Genomic DNA, 16,378 nt, shown 5'->3' on the forward strand with positions numbered 1-16,378 from the left:
ACCGTGAATCGGGTCATCCCGAGGTGGAAAGCCCCAGGCATTTCGAAGGAGAAGTGATGGCCGACACGTACACCGACATCTGGACGCGGAGCATCCGCGACCGCGACGCGTTCTGGCTCGAGGCCGCCGAAAGCGTCGACTGGATCACTCCGCCCACCGTCGCGCTCGAAGAGCGCAGCGCGTCGGAATGGCGGTGGTTCCCGGGCGCAGAGCTCAACGTCAGCCACAACGCCCTCGACCGGCACGTCGACGCCGGCCACGGCGAGAACACCGCCCTCATCTACGACTCGGCCATGACCGGCACGAAGGCGCGCTTCACCTACCGCGAGCTGCGCGACCGCGTCGCCCGCTTCGCCGGCGCCCTGCAGAACATCGGCGTCGGCCGCGGCGACCGCGTGCTCATCTACCTGCCCATGACTCCCGAGGCAGTCATCGCGATGCTCGCGACGGCCCGCATCGGCGCGATCCACTCCGTCGTCTTCGGAGGGTTCGCGGCGAGCGAGCTGGCCACGCGCATCGCGGACGCCCGCCCGAAGGTCATCGTCACGGCATCCGGCGGCCTCGAGCCGAACCGCGTCGTCGAGTACCTGCCGCTCGTCGAGCGGGCGCTCGAGATCAGCGGAGAGGGCGTCGAGGCCGTGATCGTGCGCGACCGCGCGGCGGTGCCCGGATCGGCCGCCGACTACGCCGACCACAAGAACGCCACGTGGCTCGACTGGGAGGAGATCGAGTCGGATGCGGCACCCGCCGCTCCCGTGCCGGTGCGCTCGGAGGACCCGCTGTACATCCTCTACACCTCCGGCACGACCGGCAGCCCCAAGGGCGTCGTGCGCGACAGCGGCGGATACACCGTCGCCCTCTCGTGGGCGCTGCGCAACATCTACGAAATCGGCCCCGGCGACACGATCTTCACCGCCAGCGATGTCGGCTGGGTCGTCGGCCACTCCTTCATCGTCTACGGTCCGCTCATCGCCGGCGGCACGACCGTGCTCTACGAGGGCAAGCCCGTCGGAACACCGGATGCCGGAGCCTTCTGGCGTCTCGTCTCCGAGTACGGCGCGAAGGCGCTGTACACCGCGCCGACGGCGCTGCGCGCCATCCGACGTGAAGACCCCGAGCTCGAAGAACTGAAGCGCTACGACATCTCCGCCCTCCAGGCGCTGTTCCTCGCCGGCGAGCGTCTCGACCCCGAGACGTGGCACTGGGCGAACGATGGCCTTGGCGTCGACATCGTCGACCACTGGTGGCAGACCGAGACCGGCTGGTCGATCTGCGCCATCCCGCGCGCCATCGAGAAGCTGCCCGCGAAGGCCGGATCGACCACGGTGCCCATGCCGGGGTTCGACGTGCGCATCCTCGACTCCCGGGGCGACGATGTCACCTCCCCGGGCCGCGAGGGCAACATCGCCATCAGGCTGCCCCTCCCTCCCGGCGCGCTGCTGGGCATCTGGGGCAGCGAAGAGCGCTTCGTCGACTCGTACCTGAAGGCCTTCCCCGGCTACTACGCCACGGGGGATGCCGGACACGTCGACGACGACGGTTACCTCTTCGTCATGGGGCGGACGGATGACGTCATCAACGTCGCCGGCCACCGGCTCTCCACGGGCCAGCTCGAGGAGGTGCTGATCCTGCATCCGGCCGTCGCCGAGGCCGCCGTCATCGGCGTGCACGACGAGCTCAAGGGGCAGCGCGCCGCCGGATTCGTCACGCTCAAGCACGGCGAGACCATCACCCCGACGTGCTCGCCCCCGCTCTGATCGCGCTCGTGCGCGAGCACATCGGCCCGGTCGCCGCATTCCGCGATGTCACCGTGCTCGACCGGCTGCCCAAGACCCGCTCGGGGAAGATCCTGCGCAAGACCATGCGCCAGATCGTCGACGGCGAGCCCTACAAGGCGCCCGCCACGATCGAGGATCCCGCCGTCCTCGACGCGCTCGAGGCCGCCATCGCCACTCCCGCCCACTTCGCGGCGCCGCCCACGGTGCCGGTGAAGACGGCCGCGCTCCGGTGAGCGTCGCCTGCCCGCATCCGATCACTGACCCTTCACCCACCCATCTATGAGGCAAGGAGGCCCCATGTCCCACTCACCTGATCAGAGCGTCGCCCCGCCCGGCGGCGCCCCCGCCATCGACTACCTCGAGATCGAGGACTCGTCCGAGTTCCGCGAGCTGAAGCGCAAGCACCGGAGCTTCGTGTTCCCCCTCGCGATCGGCTTCCTCGTCTGGTACTTCGGCTACGTGCTGCTGGCCGCATTCGCCCCGGAGTTCATGGCGATCCCGCTGTGGGGATGAACGTCGGCCTGTGGCTCGGCCTGGGCCAGTTCGCGACGACCTTCGCCATCACGATGGGATACGTCTCCTTCGCGAACCGCGTGCTCGACCCTCGGGCCGCCGCGATCCGTGAGCGACTCGAAGCCCAGGAACTCGCCCACGCCGAGGAGGCCGCGTCATGAGCATGGAGAACAACCCCATCCTGAACATGTCGGTGTTCGCGGCGTTCGTCGCCGTCACGCTTTTCATCGTCATCCGCGCCAGCCGCACCAACAAGTCGGCGGCCGACTACTACGCCGGCGGCCGGTCGTTCACCGGGCCGCAGAACGGCTTCGCCATCTCGGGAGACTACCTCTCGGCGGCATCCTTCCTCGGGATCGTGGGAGCGATCGCGATCAACGGATACGACGGGTTCCTCTACTCGATCGGATTCCTCGTCGCATGGCTGGTCGCACTGCTGCTGGTCGCGGAGCTCATGCGCAACACCGGCAAGTTCACCATGGCCGACGTGCTCTCGTTCCGGCTGCGCCAGCGCCCCGTGCGCATGGCCGCGGCGACGACCACGCTCGCCGTCTGCTTCTTCTACCTGCTGGCCCAGATGGCCGGCGCCGGCGGACTGGTGTCGCTGCTCATGGGCATCGACGGTCGCATCGGCCAGTCGATCGTCGTCGCCGTCGTCGGCGTCATCATGATCACCTACGTGCTCGTGGGCGGGATGAAGGGCACCACCTGGGTGCAGATCGTCAAGGCGTTCCTGCTCATCGGCGGTGCCGGCGGCATGACCATCTGGGTGCTCGCGATCAACGGCTTCAGCATCCCGGGCCTGCTGCAGTCCGCCGTCGACGCCTCGGTGCGCACGCCTCCGGAGGTCATCCTGGCACCGGGCCTGCAGTACGGCGGCAACCCTGGACTTCATCTCGCTGGCGATCGCGCTCGTGCTCGGCACGGCCGGACTCCCGCACGTGCTCATGCGGTTCTACACGGTGCCCACGGCCAAGGAGGCCCGCCGCTCGGTCGTGTGGGCGATCTGGCTGATCGGTCTGTTCTACCTGTTCACGCTCATTCTCGGCTACGGCGCCGCGGCGCTCGTCGGGCCGGAGACCATCGCGAATGCTCCCGGCGGCGTGAACTCGGCGGCGCCGCTGCTGGCGCTGGCGCTGGGCGGACCGGTGCTGCTGGGCTTCATCTCGGCGGTGGCGTTCGCGACGATCCTCGCGGTCGTCGCCGGACTCACCATCACGGCGGCGGCCTCGTTCGCGCATGACATCTACGCCAACGTCATCAAGAAGGGCAAGGTCGCCCCCGACGGCGAAGTGAAGGTGGCGCGCCGCACGGTGCTCGTCATCGGCGCGCTCGCCATCGCCGGAGGCATCGGCGTGCAGGGGCAGAACATCGCCTTCCTCGTCGCGCTCGCCTTCGCGGTCGCGGCCAGCGCGAACCTGCCGACGATCCTGTACTCGCTGTTCTGGCGGAAGTTCACCACACGCGGTGCGGTGTGGAGCATGTACGGCGGACTCGCCTCGTCGGTGCTGCTCATCGTGTTCTCGCCGGTCTTCTCCGGAACGCCGACCTCGATGTTCGGCGAGAGCGTGAACTTCGCCATCTACCCGCTGAACAACCCCGGGATCGTCTCGATCCCGCTCGGGTTCTTCCTCGGATGGCTGGGCTCGGTGACAGAACGACGGCGCGAGGACAAGCTCCTCGCCGCCGAGATGGATGTGAGATCGCTCACCGGCCACGGTGCCGAGAAGGCGGTCTCGCACTAGGGGCAAGCGAAGAGGGGCGCGGGCAGCGCGTGCCACGGGCGGGGCCCGGGCGCGCGCTGCCCGGTCGTGTGGGGCATGTTGCACGGTCCCGTCGGCGGTGCGCGTCACCGGGATGCGCACGTCGATTCACGCTGCCGGGGACGTCGTCGCCGAGGGCAGCGCCGGGAGAATCGGTCAGAATGGCGTCTCGTCGGCAGACACGGCCCAGTCGCTGCCGCCGCTCGCCGGTGCGCCGCCGGAGCCCGCCGCGGCGGGGGCCGTTCCTGCGCCGGCGGTCGCCCAGGCATCCGACCCTCCGGCCGGAGCGCCCGCACTTGCGCCCGCGCCGCGCCCGCCGCCTGCCCGCTCGGCGCGTGTCACACTCGCCGTCGCGTACCGCAGCGAAGGCCCGACCTCTTCGACGGTCAGCTCGATGCTCACGCGGTTGTTGCCCTCGCGGTCTTGATAGCTGCGTTGCTGCAGGCGGCCCTGCGCGACCACGCGCATGCCCTTCGTCAGCGACGCGCCCACGTTCTCGGCGAGCTCTCGCCAGGCGGAGCAGCGGAGGAAGAGGGCCTCGCCGTCTTTCCACTCGTTCGCCGCGCGGTCGAAGGTGCGCGGGGTGCTGGCGATCGTGAAACTCGCGACCGGTGCGCCCGACTGCGTGTACCGCAGCTCAGGGTCGGCGGTGAGGTTGCCCACGATGGTGATGATCGTCTCGTTCATTGTTCACTCCGGTTCCGTATGCTCTTCATCTCGCGTGTCGAGACTGCCTCATCGGTGAGACGAGATCAGCATAGGGCTCGTCGCCGACATTGGGGTGCGCGGCGATCGCGGTTCTAGAGGATCACCGCCGAGCGTCGCGGCCACACCCCGCCGAGCACCCGCTCGGTCGCCTCGTGCGGCAGGAGGCCCGTGTCGTGCACCAGCCGCGGCCAGGCCGCCCACTTCTCGGCGATGGGCGAGAGAAGCCAGCCGTCTCGCGTGTGCACGCCCTCGCCCTCGAACAGGCGCTTGTCGACGCGTGCCCACTGATCCTCGGTGAGCCTGTCGAGGGTGAGATACAGCACGTAGAGATCCCGGGCCGTGAACCCCGCCGCCTCGAACGCGCGAGCGACACCGTTCAGCGCCTCCTCCCAGGCCAGGCCGTCCTCCCGCGAGACGTACTTGCCCGTTCCCGTGCGCAGCGGGGCGCGCACCGGAGGGAAGACGAGCAGAACCCGCCACCAGGCACGGTAGGCCCCCGCGGCATCCGGATGCGAGAGCACGTTGAGGCCGCTGCCGAGAGGTGCATGCCCGTGCGCGAAGCGATTCTCGGATGCCGCGGGCCGCGGATCGGCCCCTGTCCGCCCCGGCGGGGTGTCGTCGAGGGGACTCCGGGACGCTGCTCGCGGGTGAGGAAGATCGCCAGTGCGCGCTCCCCGGATTCACCGGCGCGGACAAGGTCGAGCCATCCGCGCCACTGGGCGGCATCGATCTCGTAGTAGTCGTCGGCGTGCTGCGGACGGTGGTCGCGCCCGGTCACCAGATGCGCCGGGGTGCGCCCCTGGATGAGTCGACGCAGCGTCGCATACTCATCCGGAGTGAACCCGGCGTCGAAGGCGTTGCGCGCCACACGGATCAGAGACTCGCTGTGCACGATGCGCCCTTGCGCGAGCGATCGCGCTGTGAGGCCACCGACTGCGGCTCCGGGAAAGAAGGGCCAATGGTGTGAGGCGATCCGCAGCCAGGAGAGCCTGTCGGTTCGGGGGATGTCGCCCCACAGTGCGTCATCATCGGAGGCGAAGGGCCTGACGGCCCCGATGTCGTCGGGATCGGGAATGTGCGTGCTCATGGGAGCGCTCCTGTCCGGGTGCGCCGCGGCGCACCCCTCGCGGGCGGCCTGCCGCCCCATCGACTTGCCCGCACACGGATGCGCCGGGCCGGTTCTTCCCCTGGGGCACCCCGCTCGATGGAGGAGGGTTGCCGTGCAGCCGGCCAGGTACCTCTGGCTGCAGCTCTTGAACCTGGACAGAACGATAGCAGAGGTCGGGGACATTCCCTCCGGGCGAACAAAAATACTAATGTGAGGTCGGATGCCGGCGCTGGCCGCGCCGTGAGATACCCTGCCCTTGGCATTCACTCGAATAAATATTCGACAAACGCTGTGGCGTCCGCTACGCTCAAAGTATGTCGAAACTGGCCGCGTTGCACGAGGGATGTCGCTCCTCGATGATGCGTGGGCGGGCGCCGATGACGCGAGTGGCCTGTCGAGGGAGCAGCTCATCGAGGTGAATGACGCGATCGCCGCGCTGCACCGCCGACTGGATGCGGTGCATGCCGAGGTAGCTGCGGAGATCGCGCACCAGTCGCGCCCGGAGTTGGGGCGGAGAGCCTTGCGAAGCAGCAAGGGTTCCGGTCGCCGGCGACGCTCATCGCCGCGGCGACGGGCGGGTCGGCGGGTGACGCCTCTCGTCTGGTGAAGGTGGGGAGGCGACGGCTCCGCGTACGAATCTTCTGGGTGACCGGTTGCCGGCGAAGTATCCGCTCGTGCGTGAGGCGCTGGCTTCGGGCGTGTTGAGCGCGCCGGCGGCGGCGTTGATCATTGCGGTGCTCGATCGGTGCCGCATCGCGGCCGGTGCGGAGCGGATCGCGGAGGGTGAGCGGGTGCTCGTGGCGGGGCGGTTGGGCTCTCGTTGGATGATGTGCGCAAGCTCGTCGTGCGTGCCGAGGCGTGGCTGGACCCGGATGGTGTGCAGCCGCGGGCCGAGGAGCAGCGCGGTAAGCGACAGGTGACGATGTTCGAGCGCGACGGGATGGTGCACCTCACCGCACAGCTCGATGCCGAGAGCGCCGCACCGGTCGTGGCCGCGATTCGCGGGTACGTGTCGGCGGCGTTCGCTGCGCGTAAGGATGCGCCGGATCCGGATGCGGCGGATGCCGACCGCCGGAGTGTGCCGATGCTGCAGGCCGATGCGCTCAGCGCGATCTGCGCGCATGTGCTCGGCTGCAAGAGTGAGAAACTTCCCCTGGCCGGGGCGACGGTCATCGTCCGAATGAGCCTGGAGGACCTGCAGGCGGGTACCGGATCGGCGGAAATCGATGGGATCGACCAGCCGATCAGCATCTCAACGGCCCGCAGGATGGCCGCGAGTGGTGGGGTGATCCCCTGTGTTCTCGGTGGCGACAGCGAGATCCTCGACTGGGGTCGGGAGAAACGACTCTTCACCCGGGCGCAACGCCTGGCACTGGTCGAACGCGATGGCGGGTGCGCGATGTGCGGACTGCCACCCGAGATGACCCGGGCGCATCACATTCAATGGTGGCAGCGACATCGCGGGCGAACCGATCTGTCCAACGGGGTTCTGCTGTGCGAGACCTGTCACCATCGCATCCACGACAACGGGTGGGAGATCCGCATCGACGGGGCCGGTGTCGATGCGCGCGTCTGGTTCCTCCCGCCGCCCTACGTCGACCCCGCCCGCACGCCACGGCTGGGTGGCCGGGCGCGATTCGGACTCGCCGCCTGAGCGTGCCCGCGAACGGCGAGCGCTACCGGGGAGAACACGTCGGGCGTCGTAGGCGCCGGGGTCGTGACGGCCGAGCGTGCGCTCAATCCTCGCTGGAATGCAACCCGCGCCGCGACGACAGCAGCGTGATCTCCGGATGCTCCTCGGCCAGCATCCGTTCGGCACGATCGAGAACGTCGCGCACGTGCGCGACATCCGACCCCACCGCCGACACCCCGATCGCGGCCCGGCGATGCAGATCATGCGCACCGACTTCGGCCACCGCCACCTCGGTGCGCCGGCTCAGATCGGCGATCAGCGGGCGGATCACGCTCCGCTTCTCCTTGAGCGAATGGACATCGCCCAGCAGGATGTCGAACTCCGCCCATCCGATCCACATGCGGCCAGTCTCGCATCCGGGTGGGTGGGATCAGGCCAGCCGCCCCAGATCGTCCTCGAGTGCGACCCAGGCGAGCATCGCGCACTTCACCCGTGCGCTGTACCTCGAGACGCCCGACAGAGCAGCGGCATCACCGAAGACCTCTTCTTCCAGCGGCGTCTTCCCGCGCGAGCGCAGCGCCTCGCGGAACCCATCGATCAACGACGAGATCTCCGCACGCGGCACGACCCCGTCGTTCTCGGCCGCCAGCTCCCGCACGAGCGCGGTCAGCATCGACGCCGACGCCTGCGAGATCGAGCAGCCCGACCCCTCCCAGGTCACCTCGGCCAGCCGGCCCTGCTCGTCGACCCGCGCCCGCAGGGTCACCTCGTCGCCGCAGATCGGGTTCTTCTGGAACGACGTCGCCGACAGCGGCGTCTCTTCGGCGAGACCCTTGCCCACCGGACGCTTCGAATGATCCAGCAGCAGCTCCTGGTACAGCGACTCGAGACTCATGCGTCCGCCCCGAAGTACTCGCGCACGTCGGCGACCGCATAGAGGAACGTATCGACATCCTCATTGGTCGTGAAGACTGATGCCGACGCCCGCACCGTCGCCGTCACGCCGAATCGGCGGTGCAGCGGCTGGGCGCAGTGGTGCCCGACGCGGACGGCGACCCCGCGGGCATCCAGGAACTGCCCCGCATCGTGCGCGTGCACGCCCTCGATGTCGAAGGCGGCCAGGCCCACACGAGACACACCCGCCGCGTCGCCCAGCAGGCGCACGCCCGGAATGTCCCGGAGGCCCGCCAGCATCCGATCCGAGATCTCCTGCTCGTGTGCGGCGACCGCCGGCATCCCGAGGCCGTCGAGGTAGCGCGCCGCCGCGGCCAGCGCGATCGCCTGCGAGACCGGCTGCGTGCCCGCCTCGAACTTCTGCGGCGCGGGCAGATACTCCGCCTCGTCGAGCGTCACCGTCGTGATCATCGATCCACCCGTGAGGAAAGGCGGCAGCGCATCCAGCACCTCGGCGCGGCCGTAGAGGCCGCCGACGCCGTAGGGGCCGAGCATCTTGTGGCCCGAGAACACCGCGAGGTCCACGTCGAGATCGGGGAAGGAGACCGGCAGATGCGGCACCGACTGGCAAGCGTCCAGCACGACGAGTGCGCCGGCGGAGCGTGCCAGTGCGACCAGCGAAGACACCGGATTGACGATCCCCAGCACATTCGAGACGTGCGGGAACGCGACGACCCGTGTCCGCGCGCCGATCAGCGACGCCGCCGCATCCAGGTCGAGCTGCCCGTCATCCAGGACCGGGATGTGCCGCAGCGTCGCACCCGTGCGCGCCGCGAGCTCCTGCCACGGAATGAGGTTCGCGTGGTGCTCGGTCTCGGTGATGACGATCTCGTCGCCGGGCGCCAGCGCGAATCGCTGCGCCGTGGCACCCCGCGCCCCGCCGAGGCGTTGCCGATCGCATAGGCGATGAGGTTCAGACCCGCCGTCGCGCCGGCGGTCCAGACGAGCTGCTCGGGAGCCGCCCCGATGAAGGAGGCGACCGTCTCGCGCGCATCCTCGAACAGCACGGTCGAGTCGGCCGCGAGCGTGTGCGCACCGCGGTGCACGGCGGAGTTCGTGCCGGTGAGGAAGTCGATCTCGGCATCCAGCACGGCCTGCGGCTTCTGGCTCGTGGCGCCGGAGTCGAGGTACACGAGCGGATGCCCGTTCACCTCGCGCTGCAGCAGCGGGAAGTCGGCGCGCAGCGCACGGGAGTCGAGGGCGAGGGAGGTCACCCTTCAAGGGTACGGCGCTTCGAGGGCACGCGGGCGGCCGGTCACGGCTCAACCCTGCGCGGGATCCTCCGGCTCGGCGGTCGCGGCATCCGATGCCTCCGGAGCCGGCGGCGCGACGGGGAAGGCGACGATCGTCGTCGACTCGAAACCGAGTGCGAACGGGTCGACCGCCGGGGCCTCCTCCAGCGCCTCGGCAGCGCTCTTCGGATCGAGCGGCTCGGAGGGAAGGCCCGCCCACTCCACCTGGTGCTCTTCGGGTTTCTGCTGGAAAAGTCCCATCGTCAGACCTTCTTCACCACGCTCGACTTCAGCTGCATCGCGCCGAAGCCGTCGATCTTGCAGTCGATGTCGTGCCCGTTCACCGGGTCGATGAGTCGGATGTTGCGCACTTTCGTGCCCGCCTTGATCGACAGCGACCCCTTCACCTTGAGCGAGGTGACGACGGTGACCGTGTCGCCGTCGGAGAGCACGTTGCCCACCGAGTCGCGCACGACCGCCGCGGACTCGCCGGAGTCGGATGCCACATCCGCTCCCTCCTCGGAAGGAGACCACTCGTGCCCGCACATCGGGCACACCAGCAGCGGCGGCATCTCGTAGACGTGCTCGCTCGCGCACTCCGGGCACAGGGGAGGGAATCGCTCATCTGACCAGGGTACGCCGCGGACGGATCTCGAAAACCCCTTGACGCCGCATCCGACACGTCGTAACGTACAACCAAATGGTTGCACAATTTGAACTGAGCGAGACGGAGATCGACCGTGTCTTCCACGCCCTTGCCACATCGACGAGGCGGGACATCCTGCGTCGCACGATCGATCGCGAGCAGTCCGTCTCCGCACTCGCCCGCGAGTACGACATGTCGTTCGCCGCGGTGCAGAAGCATGTGGCCGTGCTCGAAGAGGCGCGCCTCATCATCAAGCGCGCCGAAGGACGCGAGCGTCTCGTCCGCGCCAACCCCGACATGATCGCCCGTGCCCGGGCGCTCCTCGCCCGTTACGAAGACCTCTGGCGCGCGCGCATCGCGCGCCTCGACGACCTGCTGGCCGAGACGCCGGCCGAGAACTGAAGGAGAACACCATGCCTGTCACCGACATCACCACCGATGCCGAGAACCTGACGATGACCGTCGTCGCCGACTTCGCCGCGCCGCTCGAGCGTGTGTGGGCGGCGTACTCCGATCCGCGTCAACTCGAGCGCTTCTGGGGTCCGCCGACCTGGCCCTCCACCTTCACGCACTTCGATCAGAGCGTCGGCGGCCGCGCGAACTACACGATGCACGGACCGCGCGGCGAGACCTCCTCGGGCAGCTGGGAGTTCCTCGCCATCGACGCCCCGCGCCGCTTCGAGGTGCTCGACTCCTTCACCGACGAGGAGGGTAAGCCGCTCGAGGGCTTCCCGTCGATGCGCATGAGCTTCGCTTTCACGGCGACGGATGCCGGAACCCGCATGGAGGGCACGACCTACTTCGACTCGCTCGAAGCCCTTGAGCAGGTCGTCGAGATGGGCACCATCGAGGGCACCCGCCAGGCGATGGGCCAGCTCGACGCCGTGCTGCAGGATCTGCGCGAGTACGCGCAGGGCAAGGGCACCCGTGTCGAATACCTCGACGACACCCACGTGCGCATCACCCGCCTCATCAATGGGCCGCGCGAGCTGGTGTGGCGCGCGCACCATGATGACGAGCTGGTGCGTCAGTGGATGCTCGGCCCCGACGGGTGGGAGATGACCGAGAACGTCGTCGCCACCGAGCCCGGCCAGAGCCACCGCACCTCCTGGGCGCCGGTCGGCGACACCGAGGGGGAGCCCTTCGGCTTCGAGGGCGAGATCCTGTTCGTCGATGCTCCGCGCCGGGTGGTCTCGACCGAGCGGATGCAGGGCGCCGACGGCCCGGAGACCGTCAACGACCTCAGCTTCTACGAGGAGGACGGCGCGACCCTCGTCACGCTGATCGTCGAGTATCCCGACAAGGAGACCCGCGACATGATCCTCGCCACAGGCATGGCCGACGGCATGGAGGCCTCCTTCGCACGGCTGGAGCGTGTGCTGGGTACGGCCGGCTGAGTCCCGGCGCTCCCTCGCCTCGGCTCACGCGTCACTTCGCCCGGCGCTGTGCTTCTCTGCACAGCGCCGGGCGTCGGTGCTTTTCGGCGATCTGTAAGGATGAGGTGTCATGGACACCCCAGAGGAAAACGCGACAGCACTCCCCGAAGGTCAGGATCCGGCACCGACCGAGACGCGCCGCAAGCGGAAGACGGGCTCGGAGACGGCGCGCAAAGTGCTGCAGGAGCTGTCGGTGCTCCCGCCGAAGGGGATGCATCCGGCGCTGGTCCCCGGCGTCTCCGTCGAGGAGACGGGCCGGACGTATCGCACCGACCCGCTGGTCTTCGGCGCCGCCCTCGCGTTCACGCTCGCCTTCGTCGGCTGGGGCGTCTTCGCCGGCGACAGCCTCGCGAACACCGCGCAATCGGTGCTCAGCTGGGTCGTGGAGTACTTCGGCATCTTCTTCACGACGATCGCGACGGTGGTCCTCGCCTTCATGCTGTTCGTCGGGTTCAGCCGCTACGGACGCATTCCGCTCGGCCGCGACGACGAGGAGCCCGAGTTCTCGATGTTCTCGTGGATCTCGATGCTCTTCGCCGCCGGCATGGGCATCGGCCTGGTGTTCTGGGGCGCCGCAGAACCCCTCACCTTCTTCGAGAACCCGCCGCCGGGCACCGTCGAGGCGAACACGCTCGAGGCGATGCACACCGCGCAGGCCCAGGTGCTCTACCACTGGGGCCCGCAGGCCTGGTCGTTCTACGCTCTCGTCGGCGGCGCGATCGCCTACGGCGCGTACCGGCGCGGGCGAACGCCTCTGATCTCGTCGATCTTCGCCCCGCTGCTCGGCGAGGATCGCACCACCGGCCCGCTCGGGCGCACGATCGACATCTTCTCCATCATCGTGACGCTGTTCGGCACGGCGGCCTCCCTGGGTCTGGGTGCCCTGCAGATCGGCCGGGGCGTCGAGCTCGTCAGCGGCATCGGCGAGCTCGGCAACGGCATCCTCATCGCCGTGATCGCCATCCTCACCGCGGCCTTCGTCGCCTCGGCCGTATCGGGCGTGTCCCGCGGCATCCGCGCCCTGTCCAACATCAACGCGGTCGCGGCGATCATCCTCGCCTTCTTCGTCTTCTTCGTCGGGCCGACACTGCTGATCATCAACGCGATCCCCGCGATCACCGCCCAGTTCTTCGCGGACCTGCCGACCATGATCGGCCGCTCCGGCTCACAGGGGCCCGAGACCCAGGCGTTCCTCTCGGGCTGGACCATCTTCTACTGGGCCTGGTGGATCTCGTGGTCGCCGTTCGTCGGCATGTTCATCGCCAAGATCTCGCGGGGCCGGACCCTTCGCCAGTTCGTCTCGGTCGTCATCGTCGTGCCCGCGCTCATCTCGCTGGTGTGGTTCGCCATCTTCGGGACCACCGCGATCCATCAGCAGATGACGCAGGGCGACCTGCAGGTCAGCCCACCCGAGTCGGTGCTGTTCGGGGTGCTGGGCGATCTGCCGTTCCCGATGATCACCAGCGTCGCCCTCATCCTGCTCGTGGCGATCTTCTTCATCACCGGCGCCGACTCGGCCTCGCTCGTGATGGGCACGCTGTCGCAGCAGGGCCGCCCCGACCCGTCGCGCTGGGTCGCGGTGATCTGGGGAACGCTCGTCGGCGTGATCGCGGCGGTGCTCCTGGTCTCGGGTGAGGAGGGGAGCGGGCTGCGCGCCCTGCAGAACATGACGATCGTCGCGGCGCTGCCCTTCGCGATGATCATGGCATTCATGATGATCGCCTTCATGAAGGACCTGCGCCGAGACCCTCTGATCCTCCGCGACAGGTATGCGCGCCTCGCCGTCCGGCACAGCGTGCGCACGGGCCTGGAGGAGTACGGCGACGACTTCGCGCTCGTGCCGGTCGAGTACGATCACGCCGCCGACGACATCGCCTGGGTCGACGAGGGCGAGGTCGACGAGAGCCTCGCCGAGCTGTACGAGGCGAGCACGGAGGCGATCGACATCATCCCGCCGGAGGCCGGGGCGGAGGCGGATGCCGCAGACGAGACGGATGCCGCAGAGGAGCGGGAACCGCCTGCGTAGTCAGAGCCGGTCGACTGCCGTCACCGTCACGACGACCTCGCCGGCCTCATCGGATGCCGCGGAATCGATGTCCGCGGCATCCGACAATGGGTGCTGGTGCCGGCGCCCGGGCTCAGGGGAGCAGGGTGATCAGCAGTCGCACGGAGAGCGTGAGCACGGCGGCCAGCCCGACGAGACCGAAGAGGTTGTGCCACCACTTGTTCTTCAGCTCGGCCATCAACGTGCCCCGGTTCGCCATGACGACGATCAGCAGGGCGAGGATCGGCGCGATGAAGACCGTGAGGGCCTGAGCGATCACGATCAGCTGCACGGGCGAGGTCTGGAAGATCAGCGTCACGGTCAGGCCGAAGCCCAGGATGACCCCGCTGATGATCTTCGCCGTCGTTGAACCGGAGGACGCGCCGCGCCCGAGGCCGTCCGAGAGCATTGTCCCGCCGGCGGTGGCATTGGCGATCATCGAGGAAAACGCGGCGGCGAAGAAGCCGATACCGAAGATCGCCGAGCCGACCGGGCCGGCCAGGGGCTCGAAGATGCTCGCGAGGGCGAGGATCGTCGGTGCCGCCTCGCCGGTCTGACCCAGAACCGCGGCAGCCACGACGATCACGAGAGCCGTCATGATGCCGGGCGCGACGATGCCCGGGATCGTATCGACGACCGTCACGTCGCGGTAGTCCGCTTCGGTGCGCTTGCGCTCCTTGGTGCCGTAGGAGGTGTAGAAGGCCGCGTTGACGGAGAAGTTCGTGCCGACCAGCGCGACGATCAGGAGCCAGGCGCCATCGGGAACCGTGGGCACGAGCCCGCGGGCGGCGGCCGCCCACTCCGGGTTGGAGATGAACGCAGAGGCGATGAAGGCGATGGCCATGACGACGACCGCGGCGACGAGGATCTTCTCGATCACGCGGTAGACATTGCGGAACAGCAGGATCCCGGCGACGAAGATCGTGCAGATCGCCGTCCACATGACGGGATTGCCGCCCAGGAGCATCGACAGTCCGAGTCCGGACCCGACGGCGTTGCCGACGGAGAAGCAGAGCGTGATCAGGAACACGCCGATGCCGGCGAGGACGCCGACCCAGCCGCCGAGGTGGTCTTTGATCGACGAGATGAGCGATACGGGTGATTTGATGCCCAGACGGACGCTCATATCGGCCAGGAAGATCATCAGGACCGTCGATACCGCGATCACCCAGATCAGGGTGTACTGGTATCCGCTTCCGGCCTGTACGGCGGTGGTCAGGTTGCCGGGGCCGAATTGCCAGGCGCCCACGACGAAGGCCGGCCCGATGAGGGCCAGGCGCTGCCAGAACGTCTGGCGCCGGCGGTGGGACTCGACGATGTTCTTCATTGTCTCGGTGGACACGCGGCCGTAGCCGGTGCCCGGGGTGGTCGACGTGTGTCGCGTCGTGGTGTGTTCGCTCATGCTGATTCTCCTCCATTGGAGTGCGGCCGTGCCGCAGGGTCTTCGTTGACGTCGAGAGCTGTGACTGAGGGGTGGGGGTGAAGTGCGTGGGAGAGGGAAGAGGGCGACGGGCGCGCGCAGGGCGAGATGCCCGTCGCCCCTCTTCGGGTCAGACGTTCGCGGTGACCTTCTCGATGCCGGCGGCGACGAACGCGTCGGCGATCTCCTGGTCGGCGCCGTCGGCGAGCGGGAGCAGGGGGTGCGGACGGTCGCGTGATCCAGGATGCCGCGGTGCACCAGGCCCCATTTGAGCGCCACGGTGCCCTCCATGTGGGATCCGCGGTGGTACACGTTCTGCGTGACGGGCAGCAGGCGCTCGTGGATCGCGTGTGCAGCCTCGTAGTCGCGGGCCTTGCCGGCGGCGATCAGCTCGATCAGCGCCTCCGGGGCGATGTTGCCGTAGCCGACGAGCAGCCCGTCGACATCGAACATCGTCGGCAGCAGGTACTCGTCGTGGCAGGAGAGGATCTGCAGCTCCGGGTAGGCGGCGCGCAGGGTCGGGATCTCGGTGTACCACCGGCGCATGTTGCGCACGCCGTTCTTCGTGGCGAACACGCCCTCCTGGCCGGCGATCTCGAGCTGGGTGTCGAGGTCGTAGGTTGCCTTGGTGTTGTCGGGGTACTGGAAGAGGATCAGCGGAAGGCCGGACTCCTCATAGATCTCGCGGTACCGCGCCTGCGGCGCGCCCTGCTGGTAGCCGAAGCGGAGCCAGCCGTGGGAGGGGTAGACGAGCCCGGCCGCGGCGCCCGCCTCGACGGCCGCCTTCGCCTCGAGCCCGGCGGTCTTGTTGCCCTCCTTCGTGATCCCGGCGATCACGGGAACCCGGCCGTCGGTCGAGGCGACGAAGGCGCGGATGACGTCGAGCTGCTCGGCCTCGGTGAGGAAGGTGCCCTCGCCGGCGTGGCCGAGGACGACGAGGCTCTTCACGCCGTCGATCGAGCCGAGCCAGGAGCCGAGGCGCTGGATCGCGTCGTAGTCGACGTCGCCGTCCTCGGTGAACGGGGTGATCGGTGCGGGGTTGAGTCCGCGGAGGTCGAGGGTCATGGTCGTGCCTTTCTTTCACTCATCGTCGAGATCTGCGTGAGAACGTTAGCGGGAACGTTTGCAGAAACGATTGCAAGT

At 68.6% G+C, this 16,378-nt stretch carries 13 protein-coding genes, 5 pseudogenes and 1 riboswitch; of the genes and pseudogenes, 7 read left to right on the top strand and 11 right to left on the bottom strand.

Translation table 11 applies throughout. The features are described 5' to 3' along the window. The first annotated feature begins 56 nt into the window (after positions 1–56). The 3 pseudogenes from KAE78_RS07875 to KAE78_RS07885 all read left to right on the top strand — a co-directional run bounded on the left by KAE78_RS07875 (position 57) and on the right by KAE78_RS07885 (position 4,036). Positions 57–2,011: pseudogene (locus tag KAE78_RS07875) on the top strand (AMP-binding protein). Positions 2,012–2,075: 64 nt separating this feature from the next. Continuing rightward, a pseudogene (locus tag KAE78_RS07880) lies at positions 2,076–2,452 on the top strand (DUF485 domain-containing protein). Then, positions 2,449–4,036: pseudogene (locus KAE78_RS07885) on the top strand (cation acetate symporter). Before KAE78_RS07880 ends, KAE78_RS07885 begins: the two co-directional pseudogenes overlap by 4 nt. Before the next feature lie 174 nt (positions 4,037–4,210). On the opposite strand, the gene KAE78_RS07890 reads toward KAE78_RS07885, so the two are convergent. From KAE78_RS07890 to KAE78_RS07905, 4 genes are all read right to left on the bottom strand, one after another. Then, on the bottom strand, positions 4,211–4,741 hold the full coding sequence (locus KAE78_RS07890; protein ID WP_223170465.1) for a single-stranded DNA-binding protein: 531 nt from the start codon (positions 4,739–4,741) through the stop codon (positions 4,211–4,213). A 113-nt stretch (positions 4,742–4,854) separates the two neighbouring features. Beyond that, positions 4,855–5,214 (bottom strand): hypothetical protein, encoded by a 360-nt coding sequence (locus KAE78_RS07895; protein ID WP_223170466.1) that lies wholly within the window; start codon positions 5,212–5,214, stop codon positions 4,855–4,857. Then, positions 5,139–5,849 (bottom strand): hypothetical protein, encoded by a 711-nt coding sequence (locus KAE78_RS07900; RefSeq protein WP_223170467.1) that lies wholly within the window; start codon positions 5,847–5,849, stop codon positions 5,139–5,141. Before KAE78_RS07900 ends, KAE78_RS07895 begins: the two co-directional genes overlap by 76 nt. Positions 5,850–5,904: 55 nt before the next feature. Next, positions 5,905–6,021: riboswitch (SAM riboswitch) on the bottom strand. 156 nt (positions 6,022–6,177) lie between these two features. Beyond that, positions 6,178–6,360 (bottom strand): hypothetical protein, encoded by a 183-nt coding sequence (locus KAE78_RS07905; protein WP_223170468.1) that lies wholly within the window; start codon positions 6,358–6,360, stop codon positions 6,178–6,180. Between the two features lie 339 nt (positions 6,361–6,699). Between KAE78_RS07905 and KAE78_RS07910 the strand changes: the two genes are divergently transcribed. Continuing rightward, positions 6,700–7,524 (top strand): HNH endonuclease signature motif containing protein, encoded by an 825-nt coding sequence (locus KAE78_RS07910; protein ID WP_262927849.1) that lies wholly within the window; start codon positions 6,700–6,702, stop codon positions 7,522–7,524. Positions 7,525–7,606: 82 nt separating this feature from the next. Here the strand turns inward: KAE78_RS07910 and KAE78_RS07915 are convergent, their stop codons facing one another. The 5 genes and pseudogenes from KAE78_RS07915 to KAE78_RS07935 form a co-directional block, all read right to left on the bottom strand. Beyond that, positions 7,607–7,903, bottom strand: coding sequence for a DUF503 domain-containing protein (locus KAE78_RS07915; RefSeq protein ID WP_223170470.1), 297 nt, complete (start codon positions 7,901–7,903; stop codon positions 7,607–7,609). Positions 7,904–7,933: 30 nt separating this feature from the next. Further along, the gene (sufU, locus tag KAE78_RS07920) at positions 7,934–8,398 is read right to left on the bottom strand and encodes a Fe-S cluster assembly sulfur transfer protein SufU (RefSeq protein WP_223170471.1); all 465 of its coding nucleotides are present in this window, start codon (positions 8,396–8,398) and stop codon (positions 7,934–7,936) included. Beyond that, positions 8,395–9,671 (bottom strand): annotated as a pseudogene (locus KAE78_RS07925) (SufS family cysteine desulfurase). The gene sufU and the pseudogene KAE78_RS07925 overlap by 4 nt, the downstream one beginning before the upstream one ends. Before the next feature lie 48 nt (positions 9,672–9,719). Next, positions 9,720–9,950 (bottom strand): hypothetical protein, encoded by a 231-nt coding sequence (locus KAE78_RS07930; protein ID WP_223170472.1) that lies wholly within the window; start codon positions 9,948–9,950, stop codon positions 9,720–9,722. A gap of 2 nt (positions 9,951–9,952) precedes the next feature. Next, on the bottom strand, positions 9,953–10,261 hold the full coding sequence (locus KAE78_RS07935) for a zinc ribbon domain-containing protein YjdM (RefSeq protein WP_262927590.1): 309 nt from the start codon (positions 10,259–10,261) through the stop codon (positions 9,953–9,955). A 128-nt stretch (positions 10,262–10,389) separates the two neighbouring features. Here KAE78_RS07935 and KAE78_RS07940 point away from each other — a divergent pair, with 128 nt between their 5' ends. The 3 genes from KAE78_RS07940 to KAE78_RS07950 all read left to right on the top strand — a co-directional run bounded on the left by KAE78_RS07940 (position 10,390) and on the right by KAE78_RS07950 (position 13,797). Beyond that, positions 10,390–10,737 carry an ArsR/SmtB family transcription factor gene (locus tag KAE78_RS07940; RefSeq protein ID WP_223170473.1) on the top strand — a complete coding sequence of 116 codons (348 nt, stop codon included), beginning with the start codon at positions 10,390–10,392 and terminating at the stop codon, positions 10,735–10,737. 11 nt (positions 10,738–10,748) lie between these two features. Continuing rightward, positions 10,749–11,732 (top strand): SRPBCC family protein, encoded by a 984-nt coding sequence (locus tag KAE78_RS07945; protein ID WP_223170474.1) that lies wholly within the window; start codon positions 10,749–10,751, stop codon positions 11,730–11,732. A gap of 109 nt (positions 11,733–11,841) precedes the next feature. Next, the gene (locus tag KAE78_RS07950; RefSeq protein ID WP_223170475.1) at positions 11,842–13,797 is read left to right on the top strand and encodes a BCCT family transporter; all 1,956 of its coding nucleotides are present in this window, start codon (positions 11,842–11,844) and stop codon (positions 13,795–13,797) included. Positions 13,798–13,909: 112 nt separating this feature from the next. On the opposite strand, the gene KAE78_RS07955 is transcribed toward KAE78_RS07950, so the two are convergent. Then, complete coding sequence (locus tag KAE78_RS07955; RefSeq protein ID WP_317451727.1) at positions 13,910–15,217, bottom strand: Nramp family divalent metal transporter; 1,308 nt, start codon at positions 15,215–15,217, stop codon at positions 13,910–13,912. 148 nt (positions 15,218–15,365) lie between these two features. Continuing rightward, positions 15,366–16,300 (bottom strand): annotated as a pseudogene (locus KAE78_RS07960) (dihydrodipicolinate synthase family protein). Positions 16,301–16,378 lie beyond the last annotated feature (78 nt).

Source organism: Microbacterium sp. NIBRBAC000506063, from assembly GCF_017968845.1.
In the GTDB taxonomy this organism is placed as follows: Bacteria; Actinomycetota; Actinomycetes; order Actinomycetales; family Microbacteriaceae; genus Microbacterium.